This window comes from Pseudomonas sp. GM21, assembly GCF_000282215.1.
Classification (GTDB): Bacteria; Pseudomonadota; Gammaproteobacteria; order Pseudomonadales; family Pseudomonadaceae; genus Aquipseudomonas.
Genome location: NZ_AKJS01000110.1, coordinates 1 through 22,184 on the forward strand (window position 1 = coordinate 1; position 22,184 = coordinate 22,184).

At 58.7% G+C, this 22,184-nt stretch carries 16 protein-coding genes and 2 pseudogenes; 9 read left to right on the top strand and 9 right to left on the bottom strand.

Annotation, left to right across the window (positions count from 1 at the left end):
- Nucleotides 1-104 (top strand): annotated as a pseudogene (locus tag PMI22_RS32050) (IS110 family transposase); the annotation flags it as partial.
- Nucleotides 105-196: 92 nt separating this feature from the next.
- On the opposite strand, the gene PMI22_RS10950 reads toward PMI22_RS32050, so the two are convergent.
- The 5 genes from PMI22_RS10950 to PMI22_RS10930 all read right to left on the bottom strand — a co-directional run bounded on the left by PMI22_RS10950 (nt 197) and on the right by PMI22_RS10930 (nt 6,754).
- Nucleotides 197-2,080: a TonB-dependent receptor domain-containing protein gene (locus PMI22_RS10950; protein WP_007946842.1), complete on the bottom strand. Its 1,884-nt coding sequence runs from the start codon at nt 2,078-2,080 to the stop codon at nt 197-199.
- A gap of 138 nt (nt 2,081-2,218) precedes the next feature.
- A complete protein-coding gene (dxs, locus tag PMI22_RS10945; RefSeq protein WP_007946843.1) occupies nt 2,219-4,117 on the bottom strand; it encodes a 1-deoxy-D-xylulose-5-phosphate synthase in 1,899 nt (632 codons plus the stop codon).
- A gap of 93 nt (nt 4,118-4,210) precedes the next feature.
- Entirely contained in the window at nt 4,211-5,098 is an 888-nt protein-coding gene (locus PMI22_RS10940; RefSeq protein ID WP_007946844.1) for a polyprenyl synthetase family protein, read from the bottom strand.
- The gene (locus PMI22_RS10935) at nt 5,095-5,337 is read right to left on the bottom strand and encodes an exodeoxyribonuclease VII small subunit (protein WP_007894317.1); all 243 of its coding nucleotides are present in this window, start codon (nt 5,335-5,337) and stop codon (nt 5,095-5,097) included. The genes PMI22_RS10940 and PMI22_RS10935 overlap by 4 nt, the downstream gene beginning before the upstream one ends.
- A gap of 274 nt (nt 5,338-5,611) precedes the next feature.
- The gene (locus tag PMI22_RS10930; RefSeq protein WP_007946845.1) at nt 5,612-6,754 is read right to left on the bottom strand and encodes a Fic family protein; all 1,143 of its coding nucleotides are present in this window, start codon (nt 6,752-6,754) and stop codon (nt 5,612-5,614) included.
- A gap of 277 nt (nt 6,755-7,031) precedes the next feature.
- Here PMI22_RS10930 and PMI22_RS10925 point away from each other — a divergent pair, with 277 nt between their 5' ends.
- Genes PMI22_RS10925 through PMI22_RS10900 form a run of 6 tightly spaced genes read left to right on the top strand, consistent with a single transcriptional unit; the run spans nt 7,032 to nt 17,209 of the window.
- Nucleotides 7,032-7,823, top strand: coding sequence for a YfaP family protein (locus tag PMI22_RS10925; protein ID WP_007946846.1), 792 nt, complete (start codon nt 7,032-7,034; stop codon nt 7,821-7,823).
- 36 nt (nt 7,824-7,859) lie between these two features.
- Nucleotides 7,860-9,572 carry a DUF2138 domain-containing protein gene (locus tag PMI22_RS10920; RefSeq protein ID WP_007946848.1) on the top strand — a complete coding sequence of 571 codons (1,713 nt, stop codon included), beginning with the start codon at nt 7,860-7,862 and terminating at the stop codon, nt 9,570-9,572.
- Nucleotides 9,542-10,207 carry a DUF1175 domain-containing protein gene (locus PMI22_RS10915; RefSeq protein WP_033049386.1) on the top strand — a complete coding sequence of 222 codons (666 nt, stop codon included), beginning with the start codon at nt 9,542-9,544 and terminating at the stop codon, nt 10,205-10,207. The genes PMI22_RS10920 and PMI22_RS10915 overlap by 31 nt, the downstream gene beginning before the upstream one ends.
- Complete coding sequence (locus tag PMI22_RS10910) at nt 10,204-14,769, top strand: alpha-2-macroglobulin family protein (RefSeq protein WP_007946850.1); 4,566 nt, start codon at nt 10,204-10,206, stop codon at nt 14,767-14,769. Before PMI22_RS10915 ends, PMI22_RS10910 begins: the two co-directional genes overlap by 4 nt.
- Nucleotide 14,770: 1 nt before the next feature.
- The gene (locus PMI22_RS10905) at nt 14,771-16,390 is read left to right on the top strand and encodes a DUF2300 domain-containing protein (RefSeq protein WP_007946852.1); all 1,620 of its coding nucleotides are present in this window, start codon (nt 14,771-14,773) and stop codon (nt 16,388-16,390) included.
- 3 nt (nt 16,391-16,393) lie between these two features.
- On the top strand, nt 16,394-17,209 hold the full coding sequence (locus PMI22_RS10900; RefSeq protein ID WP_007946853.1) for a YfaP family protein: 816 nt from the start codon (nt 16,394-16,396) through the stop codon (nt 17,207-17,209).
- 56 nt (nt 17,210-17,265) lie between these two features.
- On the opposite strand, the gene PMI22_RS10895 is transcribed toward PMI22_RS10900, so the two are convergent.
- Nucleotides 17,266-18,345 (bottom strand): HAD family hydrolase, encoded by a 1,080-nt coding sequence (locus PMI22_RS10895; protein WP_007946854.1) that lies wholly within the window; start codon nt 18,343-18,345, stop codon nt 17,266-17,268.
- Between the two features lie 311 nt (nt 18,346-18,656).
- On the opposite strand from PMI22_RS10895, the gene PMI22_RS10890 reads away from it, so the two are divergent.
- Together PMI22_RS10890 and PMI22_RS10885 are read left to right on the top strand one after the other, a co-directional pair.
- The gene (locus PMI22_RS10890; protein WP_007946855.1) at nt 18,657-19,316 is read left to right on the top strand and encodes a MarC family protein; all 660 of its coding nucleotides are present in this window, start codon (nt 18,657-18,659) and stop codon (nt 19,314-19,316) included.
- A gap of 69 nt (nt 19,317-19,385) precedes the next feature.
- Nucleotides 19,386-19,832 (top strand): hypothetical protein, encoded by a 447-nt coding sequence (locus PMI22_RS10885; protein ID WP_007946856.1) that lies wholly within the window; start codon nt 19,386-19,388, stop codon nt 19,830-19,832.
- A 65-nt stretch (nt 19,833-19,897) separates the two neighbouring features.
- On the opposite strand, the pseudogene PMI22_RS30650 reads toward PMI22_RS10885, so the two are convergent.
- From PMI22_RS30650 to PMI22_RS10875, 3 genes and pseudogenes are all read right to left on the bottom strand, one after another.
- Nucleotides 19,898-20,198 (bottom strand): annotated as a pseudogene (locus tag PMI22_RS30650) (type II toxin-antitoxin system RelE family toxin).
- The gene (locus tag PMI22_RS10880) at nt 20,188-20,427 is read right to left on the bottom strand and encodes a type II toxin-antitoxin system RelB/DinJ family antitoxin (protein ID WP_007946857.1); all 240 of its coding nucleotides are present in this window, start codon (nt 20,425-20,427) and stop codon (nt 20,188-20,190) included. The pseudogene PMI22_RS30650 and the gene PMI22_RS10880 overlap by 11 nt, the downstream one beginning before the upstream one ends.
- Nucleotides 20,428-21,415: 988 nt before the next feature.
- A complete protein-coding gene (locus PMI22_RS10875) occupies nt 21,416-21,895 on the bottom strand; it encodes a hypothetical protein (protein WP_007946858.1) in 480 nt (159 codons plus the stop codon).
- Nucleotides 21,896-22,184 lie beyond the last annotated feature (289 nt).

Here is a 22,184-nt window from a genome sequence, read left to right on the forward strand (position 1 = left end):
TGGTCATCCTCGCCCGCAAGCTGTGTCGGGTGGCATTCGCCCTCATGAAAAACCAGAGCGAATACCAGCCGAATTTACGGCTGCAGGGTTCCCCTGCAACATAGAATCTCCCACATTGGATTTGTGAACGCCACAACACCCCTGTGGGAGCGAGCCTGCTCGCGAAGAGGCCAGCCCAAACAGCACAAATTCAGGGTTAGATCTCCGGCGTCCAGGTCACCCCGAACAACCACGCCCGACCTTCCTCTCGATACCCATACTGACTGGCTTCATGGCTGTACAGCGCCCGGCTATAGCTTTTATCCAGCAGGTTATCGAGCTTCATCTCAAGCTTGATTTCACGGTTGAGCTCCCAGCTGCTGCGTAATCCCAACAAGCCGTAGCCACTCAGTGGCTGTTGATTGTTCAAGTCGTCGTAGCTACTGCTGACCGCTTGCCAAGTGGCGCCGAGGCCCAGGCGATCAAATTGTCGATCCAGGTCCAGGCTCAGGGTTCGCCGTGCACGACGGGCGAGGGTGTGGCCGGTGTCGCGGTCGCGCGGGTCGATGAACGCTATGCCAAGGTTGCTCTGCCAGCCGAACAGTTCCTGTTTCAATGCCGCTTCGAAGCCATTGATCCGCGCCGAGGCCACGTTCTCTGGCTGAGAATTACTGCCGAAAATAATCGCGTCTTCAAGGTCGATGCGATACAGCGAAGTTTCCAGGCGACTGGTTTCTGTTAACTGGCTACGCCATTGCAACTCATAATTTTTCGACGTTTCAGGTTTCAGGTCCGGGTTGCTGAAGTCCGGGTAGTACAAGTCGTTGAACGTCGGTGCGCGAAAGCCTTCGCTGTACGTCAGCAGCACAACGTTGTCCGGGTTCAGCGGCAGGGTGAAGGTGCCGCTCCAGCTGTTCTGTCCGCCAAACTGTTGGTTTTGATCACGGCGCAGGCCCAGCTCGGTGGAGAAACTGTCTGCCTGGTAGTGATGCTGAAAAAAGGCGGCGCGGTTCCAGCGGCTGTCTTCGTCGAAGGGCGTGCTGCTGTTGATCCGGTCTTCGTACCAGTCGCCGCCGAGGATCAGGCTGTTGCGTTCAGTGAGCGTCAGGTCGTTTTGCCAGTTCACCGAGTCCCGGTAAGTGTTGAAAACGCTGCGCTCATCGCTGAGCTTGTCGAGGGTCTTCTCGCGGTTTTCGCTGTGGCCGAATTCGACGCGGGTCTTCCAGGCATTGTTAACGCGTGCGTCGACGTAGCTACTGACGCTGCTCACTTCGAAATCGCTGTAAGGTTGCTGCTGGACTGACTCGAAAGTGTCCGGTTCAAAGCGGCCAAACGGGTTGTCGAACTCGCTTTTGCCTCGGTTATCCAACACATTGGCGCCGATTTCCAGGTCATCGGTGAGCGCGTGGCTCAGGCTGAGACTGATCGATTGATTGCGGTATTCATCGTGATCGCTGTCGCTGGGATACGACTCGTGTGTGCGATTGATCCCGGCGGTTTCATTGAGGCTGGCGCCGAGATTGAAGCGGGTTTTTTCATCACCGCCGGACAGTCCGAGGCTGCGTTCCCAGGTCTGATTGCTGCCAAATCCCACGTGCATCCGCGGTTGCAGGCCTTGTTCGCCGCCGCGTCGGGTGAAGATTTGAATCACCCCGCCGATGGCGTCACTGCCATAAAGCACCGAGCGGGAGCCGCGCAGCACCTCCACGCGCTCGACCTGCTCGATGTTGATGTGTTGCAGGTTGCTGTCGCCCGAAGTCGAGTTGCCGATGCGCTGACCATCCACCAGCACCAGGCTTTGCGCCGACTGGGTGCCGCGAATGTAAACCCCCGGCAGACTGCCGAGCCCGCCGGTTTGCGCCACTTGCACGCCCGGTACCCGTTTGAGTAGTTCAGTGATGCTGGACGGTTGCAGGCGGTCGATGTCTTCGCGGGTGAACACTGTATTGGCGGCGCTGCTGTCGTTGCGCGCTTCGACCTGACGGTTGGCGGTGATCAACACATCGGGCAGTTTCAGCGCTTGATCGCGTTCGAAAGTGTCGGCCAGCAGCTGACCGACCGGCAACAGGGTCAGCGTAAGGGCGAGGGGGGAGAGTTTCATCGGACAGTCCGTGGTATTTCGGGGTAAGCACAAATCAAATGTGGGAGCGAGCCTGCTGGCGATGACGGTGTGTCAGTCAAAGAATTGTTGACTGGCAGTCCGCTATCGCGAGCAGGCTCGCTCCCACAGGGGATGCGTTTAGAGGTTCAGCAGTTGCAGGCGCTCGCGGATCGAAGCTTCTATCCCTGCCTCATCCAGCCCGCACTCGGCCAGCATCTGCGCAGGCTTGGCGTGTTCGACGTAGTGATCCGGCAAGCCCAGGTGCAGCACCGACTTGAGGATATTTTCGCGGGCGAGGAATTCGCTCACCGCGCCGCCGGCACCACCCATGATTGCGTTTTCTTCGACGGTCACCAACAGCTCGTGGCTGCCGGCGATTTCGCGAACCAGCGCTTCATCCAGCGGTTTGACGAAACGCATGTCGACCACTGTTGCATCCAGTGTTTCGGCGACTTTCAGTGCTTCAGCCAGTTGCACGCCGAACACCAACAGGGCGACTTTGCTGCCCTGACGACGAACAATGCCTTTGCCGATTTCGATCGGTTGCAGGTCTTTCTCGATGGTCGCATTCGGACCCGATCCGCGCGGGTAGCGCACTGCCGCCGGGCCGTTGTAGAGGTGGCCGGTGGTGAGCATTTTGCGCAGTTCGTTTTCATCGCTCGGAGTCATCACCAGCATGCCGGGGATGCAGCGCAGGAACGAAAGGTCGAAGCTACCCGCGTGAGTCGGGCCGTCTTCACCCACCAGACCGGCGCGGTCGATGGCGAACAGCACGTCGAGGTTCTGCACCGCGACGTCATGAATCAGTTGATCGTAACCGCGTTGCAGGAACGTCGAATAGATTGCCACCACCGGTTTGGCGCCTTCGCAGGCCATGCCGGCGGCGAGGGTTACGGCGTGTTGCTCGGCAATCGCCACGTCGAAGTAGCGCAGCGGGAAACGCTCGCTGAACGCCACCAGGTCGGAGCCTTCTTTCATCGCCGGCGTGATGCCCACCAAGCGAGGATCAGACGCGGCCATGTCGCACAGCCATTCGCCGAACACACCGGAATACTTCGGTCCGCCAGCCTTTTTCGGGGCTGCGGCCGGTGCGTCCAGCGGTTCGAGCTTGGTGATGGCGTGGTAGCCGATCGGGTCGACTTCCGCCGGGGCGAAGCCTTTGCCTTTCTTGGTGACGACGTGCAGGAACTGCGGGCCTTTGAGATCGCGCATATTGCGCAAGGTCGCGATCAGGGTCGGCAAGTCGTGGCCGTCGATAGGGCCGATGTAGTTCCAGCCCAGCTCTTCGAACAGCGTGCCGGGCACCAGCATGCCTTTTGCGTATTCTTCGGTGCGACGGGCGATTTCCCAGGCGCCGGGCAGGCGCGACAGGACCTTTTTGCTGCCCTCGCGCATGCTTGCGTAAGTGCGGCTGGAAAGGATTTTCGCCAGATAGTTCGACAATCCGCCGACGTTGCGCGAGATCGACATGTCGTTGTCGTTGAGGATCACCAGCATGTTGGCGTTCACTTCCGGCGCGTGGTTCAACGCCTCGAACGCCATGCCGGCGGTCAGCGCTCCATCGCCGATCACGGCAATGGCCTTGCGATCGCTGTTTTGCAGACGGGCGGCAATCGCCATGCCCAGCGCTGCGCTGATCGAGGTGCTGGAGTGGCCGACGCCAAAGGTGTCGTACTCGCTCTCGGAACGACGCGGGAAGGCGGCGACACCGTCCTTCTGGCGCAATGTACCCATGCGCTCGCGACGGCCGGTGAGGATTTTGTGCGGATAAGCCTGATGACCCACGTCCCACACCAGCCGGTCGTCCGGGGTGTCGAAGACGTAATGCAACGCGATGGTCAGTTCGATGACGCCCAGGCCTGCACCGAAATGCCCGCCAGTCTGACCGACCGTGTAGAGCAATTCCAGGCGCAACTCATCGGCCAGGGTTTCCAGCTCGGCTTCGCCTAACCGGCGCAGGCCGTCCGGCGTGTTGGCACGGTCGAGCAGGGGCGTGGTCGGGCGCTTGCGGGGAATCTCATGAAACGTCGTGGGCATCAGAGCGAATCGTTATAGTTTTAAAAGATGCGGCAGTTTACCTGATGCTTCGCCCCCTGCCCACGCGTTGGTCTTAACTTGGCCGATACGCTGTCAGCTACGCCGGTCGACGATGTAGCGGGCCAGATCGCGCAAGGGCTCGGCGGTCGCGTCAAACGGTCGCAGCGCCCGCAGGGCCTGATCGCGCAGTTCCAGGGCGTAAGCCTTGGCCGCGTCGAGGCCGAGCAGCGCCGGGTAGGTGGGTTTGTCGCGCGCGATGTCGGCGCCCTGGCGTTTGCCCAGGGTTTCGGTATCGCTTTCAACGTCGAGAATGTCGTCCTGCACCTGAAACGCCAGGCCGACGGCCTGTGCATAACTCTGCAACGCATTCAGTTCGTCCTTCTCTGCGCGGCCGCTGGCCAGGGCGCCGAGTTTGACGCTGACCTCGATCAGCGCGCCGGTCTTGTGCCGGTGCATGTACTCAAGGGCGGTTTGATCGAGCTTCAGGCCAACCGAGCCGAGGTCGATGGCTTGACCGCCGACCATGCCCGCCGGGCCTGCCGCGACGGCCAGGGCGCTGACCATCTGCAGGCGGATCTCGGCGTCCGCCGGGTTCAGGCGCGGATCGAGCAGGGCGCTGAACGCCAGGCTCTGCAAACCGTCACCGGCAAGGATGGCGCAGGCTTCATCGAATTTTTTGTGAGTCGTTGGCTGGCCGCGACGCAGATCGTCATCGTCCATGGCCGGTAAATCGTCGTGTACCAGGGAATACGCGTGAATCAGCTCCACCGCGCAGGCCGCGCCGTTGGCTTGCTCGGCCTTGCCACCCAACGCTTCGCAGGCCGCATAAGCCAGCAACGGACGTACGCGCTTGCCGCCATTCATCACGCTGTAGCGCATGGCTTCATAGAGACGGGCAAGTTCAGGGCCCGGTGCGTTGAACAGGGTTTCCAGAGCCGCGTTGACGCGGGCCTGGCTGGTCGCCGAATACGCTGCAATCATTCTGGCTGATCCGCGTCGAAGGGTTCCTCGGCCAACTCGCCATCACGCTCGAGCAGCACTTGAACCTTCTGCTCGGCCTGGGCCAGCGCCGCCTGGCAATCGCGAGTCAGCCCGATGCCTTGCTCGAAAGCCGTCAGCGAGTCTTCCAGCGACAGTTCGCCGTTCTCCAGACGCTCTACCAGCGTTTGCAGGTCAGCGAGCGATTGTTCGAAATCCAGTGCAGCTTTTTTGCGGGCCATGGCGGCTATTTCCGGTTGACGTTAAACCGGCGCGACACTAGCAGACATGGGGGTTATGGGCAAATAGGCCGGGCATTTCGACCATTGCACCGGCTGCAACCGTTTCCGCTGCGCCGCGTCCTTTGTAGCAGCTGGCGAAGCCTGCGTCCGGCTGCGAAGCAGTCGTCAATCCTGCTCGCACGGAATGCCTGATACACCGCGAGTGCTGGTTTTACGACTGCTTCGCAGCCGAACGCAGGCTTCGCCAGCTGCTACAGGTCACCTTATGGCTTAATTATGTTGAGTCATCTGGATAGCGGACTTGATAGCGGGTACTACGCCCACCACCGGGCAGGCGTTTCAGGCAACCCTTATCCAGCAACTCAGCCAAATGACGGGTCGCAGTGGCTTTCGATACTTTCGCCACGGCTTGATACTGAGCCGCGCTGATTCCTTCCTCGAAACCTCGCTCTCCACCGTCCAGCAAGCGATTCAGTACCTTGATCTGCTCGGCTGACAGTTTTGCGTCCCGATGCGCCTGCCAGAAGCGCGCCTTGCCCAGTACCGCTTCGATCCGCGTCATGGCCTGCTGCAAGCTGCATAGCAAGGTTTGCAGAAACCATTCCAGCCACTCGGTAATGTCCGTGGAGCTTTTCTGGCTGGTTTCCAGTACCCGGTAATAGCCGGAGCGATCTTCAAGGATGCTCGCCGACATGGCGTAAAAACGGATCGCTTGCGCTTCACCCTGAGCCAGCGCCAGATCGGTGATGGTTCGCGTGAGGCGACCGTTGCCGTCGTCAAAGGGGTGCAGGGTGACGAACCAGAAGTGCGCGATCCCGGCCCGAAGTAATGGGTCAAGCTCTTTCTGTTGATGGCTGGCTTCAAACCACGCAAGAAAAGTATCGAGCTGCTGTTCAAGGCCAAGGCGGGGTGGTGCCACGAAGTGGATGGTCGGTTTGTCGAGTCGTCCGGACACCACCTGCATCGGCTGATCGCCGCGTAATTCGCCGACATGAATCGACCGGGCGGCGAAGCTCATATCCTGATCCGGAAACAGCCATTCATGCCATTCCAGTAACCGCTCCAATGTCAGCGGTTGCGCAAAGTGTTGAGTCGCGTCGAGCATTAACTGCGCGAGTCCTTCGCTGCGTTGGCTGACTTTATCGCCATCGACCAATTCCAAACCCAGGCGTCGCGCAAGCGAAGAGCGGACCGAACCAACATTCAGCTGTTCCCCCTCGATAGCTGAAGACGTCACGATGTTCTGCAATAGCGCATCCAGTTCATTCTGCGCGCTGAGTGAGTTACCCACAGAGCTGGCCATGCCCATCAACCGACCTTGCGCCTGCACGCATTCACGCAATAGCAGTGTCAGGCGTTCGGATTGCCAGGTGAAATTCGGCCAGTCAGGCTGTTGCCAAATCCAGTGAGGTGCCATGGCCACGGTAACTCCAGAGAGAATGAGCCGAATAATAGTCTTATTCGGCTCATTTTGTGAGCCGAATAACCTCGCTATTCGGCTCACAGGCTCAGATGTTCTTGACTCGCACCGCATATCAAGTGGGATCCGATTGTTAAAAAACCGCCAAATCGCTACCCTCGCGGCTTCCAGGACCCATCAGTCACCGGGTCTTTCTGACGAAACGCAGTATTTGGATCTGTAACGCGCCGAGGATCGGGCGCAAGGTTTCGTTATGCATGGCAGGAGGCATCACATGCGTTCATTTCTGTTGCTGGCAGTGGGGCTGGTCTGCGCAATCGCGGCCTGGGCCGAACCGACGGCTGACCTGTCGGAACCGGTCGGCGGCTGGCGCTTCAGCGGTCTGCTCGACCGTAGCGAAAACCCGCAAGTTGCCTATCCCACGCCGCCCATAGACCGGGGCGTGCAGCGTAATCGCACGATGATCCAAGGCCAGCTCAAGGCCATCGGCACTCAACGCGGGCCGCACACGCTGGCGGTCAATGGCAATCCACTGAATCTGTACACCGACGACCAGGGGCGTTTCGCCCGGCCGTATGCCTTTGGCGCCGGCTCCAACAGCGTCGAGGTGCGCAGCGCCGAAGGCCGGTCGCTCAAGCGCGTTCAATTCTATGAAGCCAATAACCTGCGCACGCCGGCACGGATTCGCGTGGTGCTGGGTTGGGACGACCCGAAAGCCGAACTCGACCTGCACATCATTACCCCGGACGGCCAGCATGCATTTTGGGCTCACTCGGCGCTGACCAACGGTGGTGGCCTGGACCCGGACGGCGTCGATGGCCCCGGCCCGGAAATGTTCACCATGACCGCGCCGCTGCATGGCACTTACCTGGTTTACGTGAACTATTGGGGCAACTTCGGCAGCGGCGGCTATAACTTCGAGGAGGCCAGCAACCAGAACGAGGTCATCACCTCGCAAATCAATCTGGTACTCAACGAAAACACCGTCGATGAAAAACGCGAGACCTTCGTCGTGCCCCTGCGCGCGATTGGTGACCTGCTGCTGGTCAAGACTTTCAACTATTAAGCATCCCGCACCACGGATGAATTGGGCGTTGTGAACATGAGCGAAAAGACAGTTTTCCCGGCCGCTGACGCACCTGCTGCCAAAGCTCCCCGCAGGTGGCCGGCGCTGCTGGCAGGGCTGTGCCTGGTGGCCGGCGTGGCGGGCGGGTTGGGGTGGTTCATGCACAAGCCCAAGGCGCCACCGGCAGAATTGGCCAGTGACAAACTAGGGATGAGCCGGCCTGACGGTCTGCTTGAAACCCATTCCTTGAGCCAATTGCCCAAGGACTTGCTGGCGGTGCCGTTCCTCAAGGAAACCCTGACCGAAGATTTCGTCTTCTATTACGAAGCGCATGTCGATCGTCTCGGCTTGATCGGCAGTCTGCGGCGCATCATTTACGAGCATGACCTGAAATTGCAGGACAGCCTGATCGAGCAGCTGTTCGATCAACCGGCCGACGTGGCGCTGTGGCGCGGGGCGGATGGCCGGCTCAAGGATTTCCTGCTGGTGATGGATCGCGGCGGGTTGGCCAAGGTGCTGGAGCCGCTGGCCAAAGTGGCGCTGGACGATTCGCAGTTGACCAAACTCAGTGATGTGAAAGTCGGCGCCGACGATGTGGCGCTTTACCAACTGACTTACAACAACAGCAAGGCGCTGGTGTTCGCCTCCCATGGCGACAAGCTGGTGGTGCTGTCCAATCCTGCCAAACTCTACGACCCCGGCAACGGGCCGACCGATGAACAAGGCAGTGTCTCGACCACGGCCATCGCCGCGTTGCTCAATGGCGACAAACTGTTCCCCGAAGCATTCGGCCTGCTACCTCGCGCGCCGGAAGTGAAACAACGCCTGTCGGTCAACTCCAGCGTTTTGGCCATGGGTTACCAGCGCTTCATCCCGAATTTCGCCGGGCTGCGCTTCGACATGGACGACAAGGGCTGGCACAGCTTCCTCGCCATGGACGAACTGGACAACCAACCGGACTTCGATTTCAAACCGATCTGGCAAGCCATGCCGATGGGCGCCAGTGCCTGCGTCGCCTTGCCGCTCGCCGCCGAACAACAGAAACCGCTGCTGGTGAAACTAGGCGCCGAAGAAACCGTGGCCCAGGCCCTGAGCGAACACATGGCTGGTGCCGCCGGCCTGTGCTGGTATGCCGATTCGCGTCTCTACACACCGCTGTTAGTGGCCAGCCTGAACGACGATGACAGCGCCAAGCTCGACGGTGATCTGGGCAGTTTGTTCGGTTCGATGGTCGGCGCCTATGAGCCCAATGTCGAAGAGCACGCGTTCCCGGTGGTTGAGAAGCAGGAAGGCCCAACCCACCAGTGGCAGCGTCAGGTCAGCTCCCACTTCGGCCCCTACAAAGCCAAGGAAGCTGTAGATCCGGACGCGATTTCCGGCAAGGCCTTCATGAAAGTCAGTCTGGCACGTCACGGCTCGACGCTGTTGTTCTCCCTCGACGACAAACTCATGGACAAGGCTCTCGACACCCTCGACAAACGCTTCCCGCCGATGGCCGACGTGGTGCCCAAAGACCTGCTGATGCCGGTCTATTTCGGCCCGGAGTCCATGGCGCAGCTGATGCAACAGGAAACCCTCGACAGCCTGCCGCAGGACATGGAGCCGGTGTTTTACAACGCCGCGCAAACCTACCTGATCCCGAAACTGCGCAAGCTCGGCGGCTATGGCAAGTACGCCCTGACCTTGCCTGAAGGCAGCGAGCCCGACGGCCACTGGCAATGGCTGCCGCTGGAGTGGAAAGCCCTGTGACCGCACTCATCCGAGGCCTCGGCCTGCTGGCAATGTTGCTGGGCAGTCGCGCATTTGCCACTGAGGTGCTACCCCTCGATGTGCAGCAATCCCAGGTATTCCGCGCCTGGTTCGTGCGCATCGCCCAGGAGCAACTGAGCCAAGGCCCGAGCCCGCGCTGGTATCAGCAGGACTGCGCCGGACTGGTGCGGTTCGCCGCCAACGAAGCGCTGAAAGTCCATGACGATAAATGGCTGCGCAGCAACGGCCTGTCCAATCGCTACCTGCCGCCGGAACTGCGATTGAGCGAGTCGCAACGCGGCCTCGCTCAGCAGTGGCAACAGGGCGGCGGCAAGGTCGGGCCGTACGTCAACGCGATCAAACTGATTCAGTTCAACAGCCATCTGGTGGGCCGCGATGTGGCGCAAGCCCGGCCCGGCGACCTGATGTTTTTCGATCAGGGCGATGACCAGCACCTGATGATCTGGATGGGCCGCTACATCGCCTATCACACCGGCACCACTACCCCCATTGACAACGGCATGCGTTCGGCAAGCCTGCAGCAACTCATGACATGGAAGGACACCCGATGGATACCCGACGCAGCCAACCCCAACTTCATCGGCGTCTATCGACTGAACTTTCTCTCCCAATGACCGGTGCCCGCATGTTGCGTTTTCTGCCTCTGTTGTTGGTCTTGGTGCTGCCTGTTTCGGCGGTCAACGCCGAAGACTCCGTCGAGCCGAGCGGCTATACGCCAGTGGCCGGTGAAAGTTTTTTCCTGCTGGCTGACAGCAGTTTCGCCAGCGATGAACAGGCGATGGTGCGCCTTGAAGCGCCGGGCCGTGACTATCGCCGGTTCCGCATGGAGCCTTACGGCGGTGCCGACATTCGCGTGTACCGCATCGACAAACCACTGGATTTTCTCAAGCGCCAGAAGAACCTGCACCGCGTGGTCAGTGATGGCCAGTTCAAGGGCGAAGGCCTGTCGAATACCCTCGCGTACCTGTGGGACAACTGGTACCGAAAATCCCGGCGCGTGATGCAGCGGGCGTTTTCCTACGAGTCACGTCAACAGGTCACTGAGGAGGTGCCGGAACTGAAAATGGGCACCGCGATGGCCGCGCCAACCCCTTACGACGCTCAGCCGCAATTCGCATTGATTCCAGGCTTGCCGGTGATCAGTCAATTTCGCTACCCACTGTGGCAGGCCAAGCCGATCCAGCCGCCTGAGGGCGTGAACCTCGCCGGTTCTTCCAGCGAGTTCGTCAGCGTTGCGCCGGGCAATGTGTATATCCCGCTGGGCAATCTGAAACCGGGTCTGTATCTGGTGGAAGCGCTGATCGGCAAGTACCGCGCGACGACCATGGTGTTTGTCTCGAACACCGTGGCCGTGAGCAAGATTGCCGGCGATGAACTGGTGGTCTGGGCAGCGCGCAAACATGAAGGCAGTTCGGTGCCGAAGGTCAATGTGCTGTGGACCGACGGTCTCGGCGTGATGAGCAGCGGCGCCACCGATGTCGATGGTTTGCTGCGCCTGAAACACGTCAGCCCCGAGCGTTCGTTCGTGATCGGCGAGGACGAAGAGGGCGGGGTGTTTGTCTCCGAGAACTTCTACTACGACAGCGAAATCTACGACACCAAACTCTACGCTTTCACCGACCGGCCGCTGTACCGGCCCGGGGATTGGGTGTCGCTGAAAATCGTCGGGCGCGAGTTCAAGAATGCCCGGGATTCGGTGGCACCGACTGCGGCCGACGTCAACGTGACTGTGCTCGATGCCACCGGCACGGCGTTGCAATCGCTGGCGCTGAAGCTTGATTCCAAGGCGGGCACTCAGGGCCGTTTCCAGTTGCCGGACAATGCAGTGGCGGGCGGCTATGAATTGCGTTTCAGCTACAAGGATCAGGCCTACAGCAGTGCGTTCCGTGTGGCTGAATACATCAAGCCGCACTTCGAAATTTCGCTGAACCTGGCCAAGCAGGACTACCGCACCGGCGAGCCGGTGAAAGGCAGTCTGGTGTTGCTGTACCCGGACGGCAAACCGGTGGCCAACGCCAAGTTGAGCCTGAGCCTGCGCGCTCAGCAGCTGTCGATGGTCGACAACGAACTGCAATACCTCGGGCAATTCCCGGTGGAGTTGACCAGCACCGAACTGAACACTGACGCCAAGGGCAACGCGACCCTCGACCTGCCGGCCGTCGAGAAACCGAGCCGCTACATGCTCACCGTCTTTGCCAGTGATGGCGCGGCGTATCGGGTCAAGACCACCAAGGAAATCCTCATCGACCGTGGCGCGGCGAGTTTCAGCTTGAGTGCGCCGCAACGCTTCAGTGCGGTAGGCGACAAAGTTGTCTTCAGCTATCAGAACGAAGGGGCCAACGAGCAGAGAAAAACCGTTACGCCGAGCAGTTATAGCTGGGTGCGACTGGAAGATCAGAGCACCGGCGACGGCAAGCTTGTCGCAACGGATAAAGGCTTCACCGTGGCCTTCGAGCGTCCGGGCACTTACAACCTGACGTTGAAGGATGAGCATGGGCGCGTGGTTGGGGCGACCGGTCATTCGGTCACTGGCGACGGGGTCAAAGCCGTGCCGGGCACTGTGGAAATCGTCCTCGATAAACCCGAGTACAAGGCCGGTGATGAAGCCTTGGCACTGATCACTTTCCCGGAACCGGTCAGCGATGCGCTGCTGTCGCTGGAGCGCGACAAGGTCGAGGCCACGGCGCTGCTGTCCAAGGGCGGCGACTGGCTGAAGATGGAAAAACTCAGCGACACCCAATACCGCGCACGCATTCCGGTGAAGGACAGTTTCGCGCCGAACCTGACCTTCTCCGTGCTCTACACCAAGGGCGGTCAGTACAGCTTCCAGAACGCCGGCATCAAGGTGATAGCGCCGCAAATTGACGTGGCGATTGCCACCGATAAAGAGGCGTATCAGCCGGGTGATACCGTGTCGGTCGACCTGACCACACAGTTCGCCGGTAAGCCGATGCCGGCACACCTGACCGTCAGTGTGGTCGACGAAATGGTGTACGCGTTGCAGCCGGAAGTCGCGCCGACCATCGACCAGTTTTTCTACCACCCGCGTCGCAACAACGTGCGTACCAGCGCCAGTTTGTCATTCATCAGCTACGACGTGGCGTTGCCGGGCAGCCCGGGCGCGCCGGGCAAGGCCAACCGCAGCGAGCGCGGCGTGAAAGTGCTGGAGCGGCCGCGTCGTGAAGACGTCGACACCGCCGCATGGCAGCCGGAACTGATCACCGACGCCAATGGCAAAACCCGCTTCACCTTCAAGATGCCGGACTCGCTGACCCGCTGGCGCATCACCGCCCGGGCCATCGCCGATGACGGGCAGGTCGGGCAGAAAAAACAGTTCGTGCGTTCGGAAAAACCGCTGTACCTGAAGTGGAGCGGGCCAACGAAATTCCGCAGTGGCGATAAACCCGCGCTCGGCGTATTTGCTTTCAGTCAGGCTGAACATCCGGTCAAGGCTGAACTGGTGATCCATTATGGTGGCGCCGATCAGCGAGTGCCGGTGACCCTGAACAACGGCATCAATTACATCGCGCTGCCTGAGTTCTCGTTGACTAGTGGCGAATGGACGGCCGAGCTGGTGCAAGACGGCAAAACCGCTGACGCGCTGGCGGTGCGCCTGACCGCGACCGGCGAAGGTTGGCAGGTCACGCAAAGCCAAAGTCTGGACATGGTCAGCGGTGATACGCCGCTGAGCTTGCCGGCTGACGCGACGGATATTCGCCTGCGTCTGGATGACAGTCCTCAAGCATTGTTCCGTTCGGCGCTGGATGATCTGCTCAGTTATCCATACGGAGGCGTTGAGCAAACGGCCAGTCGTTTACTGCCGCTGAGCATCGCTTATCCGACCTTGGCCTCGAACCCGCAAATCCGCGATCGCTTGCGCCTGATCATGCAAAACAGCCGCTTGCGACTGGTACAAATGGCCGGGCCGTCCGCGAGTTTCACCTGGTGGGGCATGGACGGCGAGCCGGATGCCTTTCTCACCGCTTACGCCTATTACGCCGATTGGCACGCGAGCAAAGCGCTGGAGCTGAGCCTGCCGCCGGAACATTGGCAGCGAGTGTTGGAGGTGTATTCGAAGCAGGCCAAAAACACCCCGCTGTTGCAGCGCGCGCTGATTCTGTCGTTTGCCAGACAGATGCAATTACCGGTGAACACCTTGCTCAGTGGGTTGATGGACGACCTGGCGAAAGCAGGCGAGGGTAACGCCGCGAACCTGATGGAGGACGGCGAAGACAGCCTCGTCATGAGCGCTCCGGATTCGGCGCTCGGCCTGGCGGCTGCCCGTGTGTTGACCGCTTCATTGGCCAGGCAATCGAAGGTCAAATTACCGGACGCCTTCAATCGTCAACTACCGGACGCGCAACAGCGTCTGGCGGTCAGTTCGCAGCCATTCGCCGAAGCCCTGAACCTGTCGCTGCAAGCCTTCGATCAGGCCCACGCGCAAGCCTTGCTGCAGCGGTTGTTGCCACAGCAATCGACCCTGGAGCGCGCCCTGGCGCTGACCTGGTTGCAACGCAGCATCGAGCAGGCTTCGCCCACCATCGCACTGGCTCCGGGTGAAGGCTGGAAGAAAGAACACGGTGATACCGGTGAGATGTATTGGACGTGGCAGGGGGCTTCGCCAGTGCCGGCGATGTTGTCGGTAACCGGGACGCAGGAACGGCCGTTGCGTGGCGCGTTGAGCTTCCAGACCCGGCAACCACCGGTTGATCCGATGGCCGTGACCATCACCCGTCGCTTGTCGCGATTGGTGCCAGGTGACGAAGCCTTCACCTTCAAGCTCGAAGCGGTCGGCGCCCAGCCGTTGTCCAGCGACAGCCTGTATCTGGATGAAGTGATCATCACCAGCAAAGCCGCGAAACCGCTGCGTTACGGCATGCTCGAAGTACCGTTGCCGCCGGGTGCCGATGTCGAGCGCACGACGTGGGGCATCAAGTTGATGGGCAAGGCCGGCACCGAACCGACCGCGCTGGAGAAGGCGCGTTTCGAACCGGGGCAAATGGCTTACGCGATTCCGGTCGATGCCTTGAGCGGTGAGTTGCGCTTGCGTCATTTGGTGCGCTTCTCGCAGAAGGGCCGGTTCAATCTGCCGCCGGTACGTTTCACTCAGGTTTACGCGCCACAACATCAGGCGCAGGAACAGAAACCGGCCCTCGGCCAGGTCACGGTCAACTGATATGACCCGACCTCTGGTCTGGTTGCTGCTGTGTTTGGTTTCTGCGCTGGCGACAGCGCAGGACGAACCGCTGCGGCTGGGGTTCAAGGGTGAACTACTGTCGTTGAACCGGACTCAGGTGATTTCACGCGAGCCGTTACCTGCTGATTTGCAGGCGCCATTGGGCAGTTTGTGGAAGTTGTTTGTGTACGGTTGGCTGGTGGACACCGGCGCCCGTGAACCTGCGTATGAGTGTCGCGGGCAGTCGAAAGAGGAAGTTTATTGCTGTACCGCCGGCGGCAAGATTGAGCGAGGTCAGGCATTGGTCAAATCGTGCGGCTTGTACTTTGAACCGACTCGTTTGGGCATTACCGCCGCCGATTGGCGCACGTATTGGCAAGCTCGACAGGCACCGGAGTGGTTGCTGGATTTATCATCGTTAAAGCCCTCTACGCGGGTTTCCGTCGCTGAACTTCTCACGGTGCTGGCGGTGATGCCGGCGCAGGATCAGGCGCGGCGGGTGTTGCTGGATGTGGTGCTCAATGCCGCTGATGGCAATGTCGTGGGTGAACTCGGTGGCCGGTTGCGGGTAAAAACCTGGAGCTGGCTGGGGTATCAGGACCCGTCATCACGTCAGGGCGGGTTTGCCGGTTGGACGGCGGATGGCTCGCCGATCTGGGCCGGAGGGCGGGGGACCAGTCAAATGGTGCTTCGTCATTATGGTGCAGCGTTGGCTTCAGTGTTGCCGAGTGACTGGCCTGCTGATTCTGGACGTTGTGTCGAAGTCGGTCTGTTTTCTCGCTATCCGATCGAGCGCGTTCTGTCGGGGGATCGTGTTGTTTCTTCCGGGCCATTGCAGGGCGACTATCGCGTCGAATTCACCAACGGCAATCAATTGGATATCCACAGCGACGGCGAACTCTTTTTGCTCAACGACAAGCTCGTCGCCCGCCTGGATCGCGAAGAATACGTCGCCCGCGTCCTGCAGCGCGAAGCCAGACCCGAGCCCGCCGAAGCCGCCAAAGCCCTGGCTATCGCCATCCGCACTTACCTGCTGCAAAACGCCACCCGCAACGGCGACTGCCTGAGCATCGACGACAGCAGCAGCCGCCAACGCGTGGCCCCACGCCCGGCCACCACCGAATCGCGCACTATCGCCGCCTGGACCAGCGACCTCGTGCTGGCCAGCAGCACCGTCACCTATCACTCCGACCAACCCGGCCCGGACAAACTCTCCTGGCAGCAAGCCGTCGAACAAGCCAACGCCGGCCAACGCTTTGACGCCATCCTGCTGCACGCCTACCCACGCGCCAGCCTCAGCCGTTGGGACAACCCCGTCGCCTCCTGCGAAGCGCTACCCGCCGCGCAAAACTGGCTGCAAACCCAGCGCCGCGGCTGGCGTGCGCAGTTGGAAAGCGAGGTCGGCTACAACGATGTCAGCACCTTCGCCGTCTGCCGCCTGGCCTTCGGCCGTCCCTACGTCGACCGCGAACGCCAACGCATTTATGTGCGCGGCGTGCTGTCGCTACAAGATCGCCTCGACCTGACCCACGAATACCTGCACCTGGCCTTCGAAGCACACCCCAACGGCCAGGATGAAACCTACATCGAAGGGCTCGCCCGCCACCTCTTGCTGGAATAGGCCATGAAACTCCGTTATCCACAGGTCATCCTGTTCCTTTGTTCTTTTTGCGTATTGCCGACGATTTTTGCGACCGACGCCGCCGTCAAACTCGACACCCCCGTCGGCGGCTGGCGCACCGGCGCGCCTGAAGGCGGAGGTGAAAACTTCCGCCAGACTGTCAACTACCCGGCTTCCTCGGTGAACACCCCGCTGGGCCAGGCCAACACGGCGCGCATCAGCGGCCAGATCAAATCCACGCCCAAATCTGCGGAGCCCGGTCGATTGATCGTCAACGGCGTGAGCATGCCACTGAAAATCGACTCGACGGGTCGCTTTGATCGCCCGTTCTCGTTTCCCAATGGCAGCAACAGCGTTGAGGTGCGCAGCCCTGATGGCCAGCAACGGCATCGCACGCAATTTCTCAATGCCGGTGGTGGTGCCACGCCGGCCAAGTTGCGGGTGTTGTTGTCGTGGGACAGCGACAACACGGACCTGGACTTGCACCTGATTACGCCGGATGGGGCGCACATCTGGTACGGGGATCGTGTTGTGCCTAATGGTGCGGCGCTGGATGTTGACGTGACGACCGGGTATGGCCCGGAGATCTTCGCCATGCCGGCGCCGATCAAAGGGCAGTATCTGGTTTACGTGAACTACTTTGGCGGTGGCTATCGCAGCGATGACGAGGGGCAAGAGGAGGCGGTCCAACCGTTGACAACAGCGCAGGTGACGGTGATTACCGAGGAAGGAACGCCGAGCGAGAAGATGGAGACGTTTCTGGTGCCGATGCGGGCTGTGGGAGAACTGACGCTGGTGAAATCGTTCAGCTATCCATGAGGAAGTGATTGTCCAACGGGCTGCTGGACAATCACCCATTCAACTACAGCGGCATTTCACTCGAATGCAAAAATCGTCTTCCAGTCCTTTTTCATGCTGATCACAGTCCAGCCTTCATTGGTCGCCTGGTTATACAACGACTCGGTAAAGGTGCCCACTTTGGTATCCGGTAATCCTTGTGCCGGGCCATAGGCGTACTCGCGATCGGCGTCGTCATGGAGCACCAACATCGCCAGTCGCGCACCCTTGCCGGCTTTGGTGTACTCCAGCATTTGCTTGTCACCGGTGGAATTGCCGAAGGCTGCTTGAGGCTGACGGCCGACCATCAGGTAAATGTTCTCTGCCTTGCCCGCATCATTGTCGTTGAGCAGAATCTTGGGCAACTTGATCAGCTCGGGTTTGCCGTTTTTGTCGTAGGTGTATTCGGTGGATGCCGCGCTGCCGACGACCTGTTCTGGAGGTACACCATAGGTCTCTTCGGAATAGGCGCGAACGAAGTCCTGTCCGCCGCCGGTGACGATGTAGGTTTTGTAGCCATTGTCACGCAGGTACTGCATCACTTCTTTCATCGGCTTGTAGGTCAACTCGGTGAAAGGGCGCTTCCAGCGAGGGTCGCGGGCTTTGGCCAGAAAGTCATGGACTTGCTGCTTGAATTCATCCGTGGGCATGCCGCTCTGGGTCACCATGGCAATTTTGAGATAATCATCAAGGGTCAGTTTCGCCATGGCGGCACGGTCCCCCGACATCACTGTCTTGAAGGGTTCCAATTTAGCCAGCTCTGGCCTTGCCTCGACGACGGCAGGCACGCGACTCAGGATATAGAACAATTGGCTATAGGCTGGGTGTTCAACCCACAAGGTGCCGTCCTGGTCGAAGGTCGCGATGCGCTCGGCCGGCGCTACGAACTGAGCACCGCCTTCCTGGGTGGTTGCCTTGACGAACTCTACGATGGCTTGCTTGGCCGGCCCTTCATTCCACGAAGGCAACGGGTCGGCAGCAAACACTGCCGTCGAAGCAAGCAAACTCAGCCCAAGTACCGCAAGGGGTGAACCAAAACGTCGCCTGACATGGCCGTTTGGACGGTTCGCAGAGATGACGGAGCTCCAGGTACGCTGCACCAAAATCATGAATTTCATGATGATTACCCATGGTTGGATTGGTAAATCATTGGTGGTTACATGGCTGCTCACTTTGCCAATGACTACAGCAGTCAGTTGGGGATCAAGTGTAGGTGGTTTGGTAATAGTTGCTATTCAAACCGGTTCCGCCCTCCAGTTACCCGTTTTTAAGCTAGTTTTACCGGGTGTCTGGACGCCACGCACCTCAGATATCTCAGTGACGATGGAGTTCAACCCTGCCAGTCCTGGCGGCAGAGCAAGTCCCTGACGAGCTCATCGCTTCTCATCCGCTATGGTGATGTAAAACGGTCTGCAATCGAGGGTGCGCCATGAACTCATATTTCACGTTGTTTATCGGTATGTTCACCACGTTACTGGCCATCATCAATCCCTTGGAGGCGATACCCGTATTCCTTGGTTTGTTGCAAGGCAAGGACAATGCCGAGCTCCGCCGGGTGGCACGTAAAGCTTGCATCTATGCATTACTGCTGATGTTCTTTTTCCTGATTTTCGGCAACCTGCTACTGCGTCTGTTCGAGGTGCCACTGAGTATGATTCGAGTGGTTGGCGGGATAATTCTGATGCGTATCGGTTTTGAACTGTTCGCGCCGTCGCCCAACAGCACCCTGATTCCAACTAACCACGACACTGATCAGGATGTGTCCTTCATCCCCATGGCCATGCCAATCATGTTTGGCCCCGGTGCGATTGCCACCGTGATCGGACTGACCAGCACCATCAAGGAGGCCGATCGGGTCGTGATATCGTTCGCCGTGGTGGCGCTGGCCCTTTGCGCCGTCATGTTCACCACCTATTTGTCACTGGCCTACGCTCAAGTCATCCTCAAGAAAATCGGCCCGCAAGGTATCGATGCCGCCACACGAATAGTCGGGTTCTTCGTCTCTGCCATGGGGGTTGGCTTGATATTCCACGGCACGGTGGAGTTTCTGCAATCGTATGGGGTGCTGCTTCATCGCGTGGCGGGGTAAGTGCAGCACGATGTTAATGAGCTATACCCACATTTCCCCGCGCACTTCTTCCACCGATAGAGGTTGCCAATGAATTACAGCACTCCACTGACAGCACTATTGCTCACCGCAAGTCTCTTTGGCTGCACCAGTTCTTCTGACCATACGATCACCGTTCCTTTGAAAGCCACTCAAAAGAATGCCGGGCAGATCGCCAATGCGACGTTGAACGCTGTGGATGGTGAAACCAATTTCGACTTCTATCTCTCCGGCGTTCCAGATGGCACCACCCTGCCGTTGCGCATCTTTACCTTTGTCAATAAAGGCAGCTGCCAACAACCCGGCCCGGTCGCCTACGACATGAACGACAGGATTACTACTCAACGCGCAGCTGAAGCCGGTTGGACTTTTTACCGAAGTGCGCCAATTCCCCTGCCGGACCTGTTGTCCGGAAAATACTCCATCCTTGTGCGTACGACCCCCGAGGATGGCAGCGTCGATATTTTTTGCGGGGATATTGTGCAAGCGGTTCGGTGAAGTGTTGAGGGTGATTTAATTGCCATCCAGTGCAAGCAGCCACAAAAGTCGCACGCAAAATCGAATTAGTCAGCAGGCTGCTGACTAATTCGGTCCTGCGCGTCTTGATAAGCAGCTTCCCGCTCGCGCTTTCCTATCGCAACTACGAAAACTACGACTTCTTGATCCAGAACCTGATAGATCAGGCGGTAGCCGGCGCTGGAGTTTCAGCTTGTAGCAATCTGGTAGCTGGCGAAGCCGATTGGCTTCAATACGAGGGTTCTCGAGTACTTCAGAAAGTTTTTTCTTGAACTGTTGGCGTAACGTATCGCCCAGTTTGTTCCATTCTTTTAATGCGCGCCGATCAAATTCAAGGCTATAGGTCATCCAGATTTACCTTGACTCGCTGAGGGGCGGCAAGACGTTCGGTGACCACGGCGATGAGCGCTTCATCCTCTTCGCTGAGTAATGCTGCTTTGAATGGCAACTTGCCGCGCTCGGCGACGTATTGAAGTGTTTGGCGCAGAAGCTCAGAGGGAGTTACCCCGAGCTTTTCCAGCTCGGCAAAAGAACGCTGCTTGAGTTCATCGTCGATGCGGATGTTGATGGAAGCCATGGCGAGGCACCTGTAATGACGTTTGTCGTTACGGTACCAATTGCGTCCTTGGCTCGACAACCCCTCATTTAGAATTTTCGGATGAGGGGTGCTTTCTTTCAGGCATTAAAAAGCCGGCTTGTGGGCGGCTTTGTTTTGTAAGTAATGTATTGATTTATTTGGATATTTATACGTGTTTTCGGCCTTATCCCCCCAGTTGTCCCCCCACTGTTGATGCACGAACATGTTGAGAGGATGCCGAGAGAGACGCCCGAAGTATCGAGTCTAGAGGAATATATCAGCTTGACCAAGTCAAGCGGACCCTGAGCACGTCTTGGGCGAAGCCCTCAGACACTACTCTTCGGGGTGTACTCCACAAATATTTTCTTGTTTGTCTCGTATTGCGAAATTGCACTCCATTTGGCCACCTGATTGCATTGGTACTGACCACTCGTTTGCATTGCACTTGACCGAGCGTTTGCATTTCGATCTGACCACCGATTCCATCGGTTTTTACCTGCACTTCGTAAACATGACGGTGGAGGGCTGCCCATTGCTGCCGGTGACGTCAGGCAGTCATCGGTCAGGAGCGGACGTCCGCGGGTGGCCGTCTACTACCCATAGCTGACGGTTAGCATTGGTCGAAATAGCCAGTTAATGCCCGTCACGAAATGCTCGTTACCGCGGGCCTGGCTGGTCGCGATATGGAGGCGGGTCAATAGTTGAATACGAGTGGGTAAAGGGATCTGGGAAGTCGGACATTGGCCCATATCGGTCCGACGAAGGAAGGTGGACCGACCAATGTGATTTCAGAGGCAGAATGCCGTCTTAGATGCTCGTTTTTGCCCAATAATCTGATCGAACTTTATCTCGGACAGCCGCGAAAGAAGACGCCGAACGCGCCGTTCTGAGAACAGACGCGTTTAAAACCCAAACTAAACATTGCCAATGGCTGTGAAGCCGGACGGGAATACCGGTGCGTTGCGGCTAAGGCGTGTGGCAGGAAAGATCAATCGTTACCAGCCGCGAATAGTTGGTCGTCAATTTTCTTGCTGAAGACATCAATCGCAGCCGCGCAAAGGAGCACCAATGCCGCGTACACCGGCAGCCACGCAATCGGCTCTACAAAGTCGAGAGACCATGCTGCCAGGCTGTAGGCAAAGAAGTTACCCGCCCAGAACAAAAAATTGTTTTTCAAAAAGCCTGCAAAAAAAACGAACCATTCTCTGGTTGCTGTGCGAGCCTTGCCGAGACGAAGTCTAATCGCTTGATCCCCCATCAGCAGCGCGCATACGCACATGCCAATCAACAATGAGGTTAAAAAGGTCCCTGCGGAAAGTCGCCAGTTCAAAAAGAGCGCTATCCAGTCCGGTATTTCAGTACTGGCAGAGAGAAAATTGTTTCGTTTCAGAAGAACTACGAGACTCACCAGCATAGGCATGAATAGGAAGCAGGCGAGGGAGGACAAAGCGGCAAGGGATTTTTTCATAACACTCTTAAATACTATTGTACACCTGATTATTTATACAGTGTTATTTATCGGTGCGCAAGCATTTTTGTTCAATGACTGAATCGCCTCGCGGTACTTTCTCTTTTAGGGGTGCGTGAAGGGGTACGCCGCTGGTTCAACCTTGGCACATTCAAGTGTTTATAATGTTGCCGCTGACCGAAAACTGACCCAGTAAAGGCTGTTCTGCCGACTGAAAACTGACCCAGGTGTTCAACTGTTTCTGCTCAATTTTTGAGCAGGAGAACCCAGGGTGATCAGCATGGAAATG

Bases quoted from the DNA above. Each gene is read 5' to 3' on its own strand.
- PMI22_RS10950 (WP_007946842.1), bottom strand. From the start codon at position 2,080: ATGAAACTCTCCCCCCTCGCCCTTACGCTGACCCTGTTGCCGGTCGGT.
- dxs (WP_007946843.1), bottom strand. From the start codon at position 4,117: ATGCCCACGACGTTTCATGAGATTCCCCGCAAGCGCCCGACCACGCCC.
- PMI22_RS10940 (WP_007946844.1), bottom strand. From the start codon at position 5,098: ATGATTGCAGCGTATTCGGCGACCAGCCAGGCCCGCGTCAACGCGGCT.
- PMI22_RS10935 (WP_007894317.1), bottom strand. From the start codon at position 5,337: ATGGCCCGCAAAAAAGCTGCACTGGATTTCGAACAATCGCTCGCTGAC.
- PMI22_RS10930 (WP_007946845.1), bottom strand. From the start codon at position 6,754: ATGGCACCTCACTGGATTTGGCAACAGCCTGACTGGCCGAATTTCACC.
- PMI22_RS10925 (WP_007946846.1), top strand. From the start codon at position 7,032: ATGCGTTCATTTCTGTTGCTGGCAGTGGGGCTGGTCTGCGCAATCGCG.
- PMI22_RS10920 (WP_007946848.1), top strand. From the start codon at position 7,860: ATGAGCGAAAAGACAGTTTTCCCGGCCGCTGACGCACCTGCTGCCAAA.
- PMI22_RS10915 (WP_033049386.1), top strand. From the start codon at position 9,542: ATGGCTGCCGCTGGAGTGGAAAGCCCTGTGACCGCACTCATCCGAGGC.
- PMI22_RS10910 (WP_007946850.1), top strand. From the start codon at position 10,204: ATGACCGGTGCCCGCATGTTGCGTTTTCTGCCTCTGTTGTTGGTCTTG.
- PMI22_RS10905 (WP_007946852.1), top strand. From the start codon at position 14,771: ATGACCCGACCTCTGGTCTGGTTGCTGCTGTGTTTGGTTTCTGCGCTG.
- PMI22_RS10900 (WP_007946853.1), top strand. From the start codon at position 16,394: ATGAAACTCCGTTATCCACAGGTCATCCTGTTCCTTTGTTCTTTTTGC.
- PMI22_RS10895 (WP_007946854.1), bottom strand. From the start codon at position 18,345: ATGAAATTCATGATTTTGGTGCAGCGTACCTGGAGCTCCGTCATCTCT.
- PMI22_RS10890 (WP_007946855.1), top strand. From the start codon at position 18,657: ATGAACTCATATTTCACGTTGTTTATCGGTATGTTCACCACGTTACTG.
- PMI22_RS10885 (WP_007946856.1), top strand. From the start codon at position 19,386: ATGAATTACAGCACTCCACTGACAGCACTATTGCTCACCGCAAGTCTC.
- PMI22_RS10880 (WP_007946857.1), bottom strand. From the start codon at position 20,427: ATGGCTTCCATCAACATCCGCATCGACGATGAACTCAAGCAGCGTTCT.
- PMI22_RS10875 (WP_007946858.1), bottom strand. From the start codon at position 21,895: ATGAAAAAATCCCTTGCCGCTTTGTCCTCCCTCGCCTGCTTCCTATTC.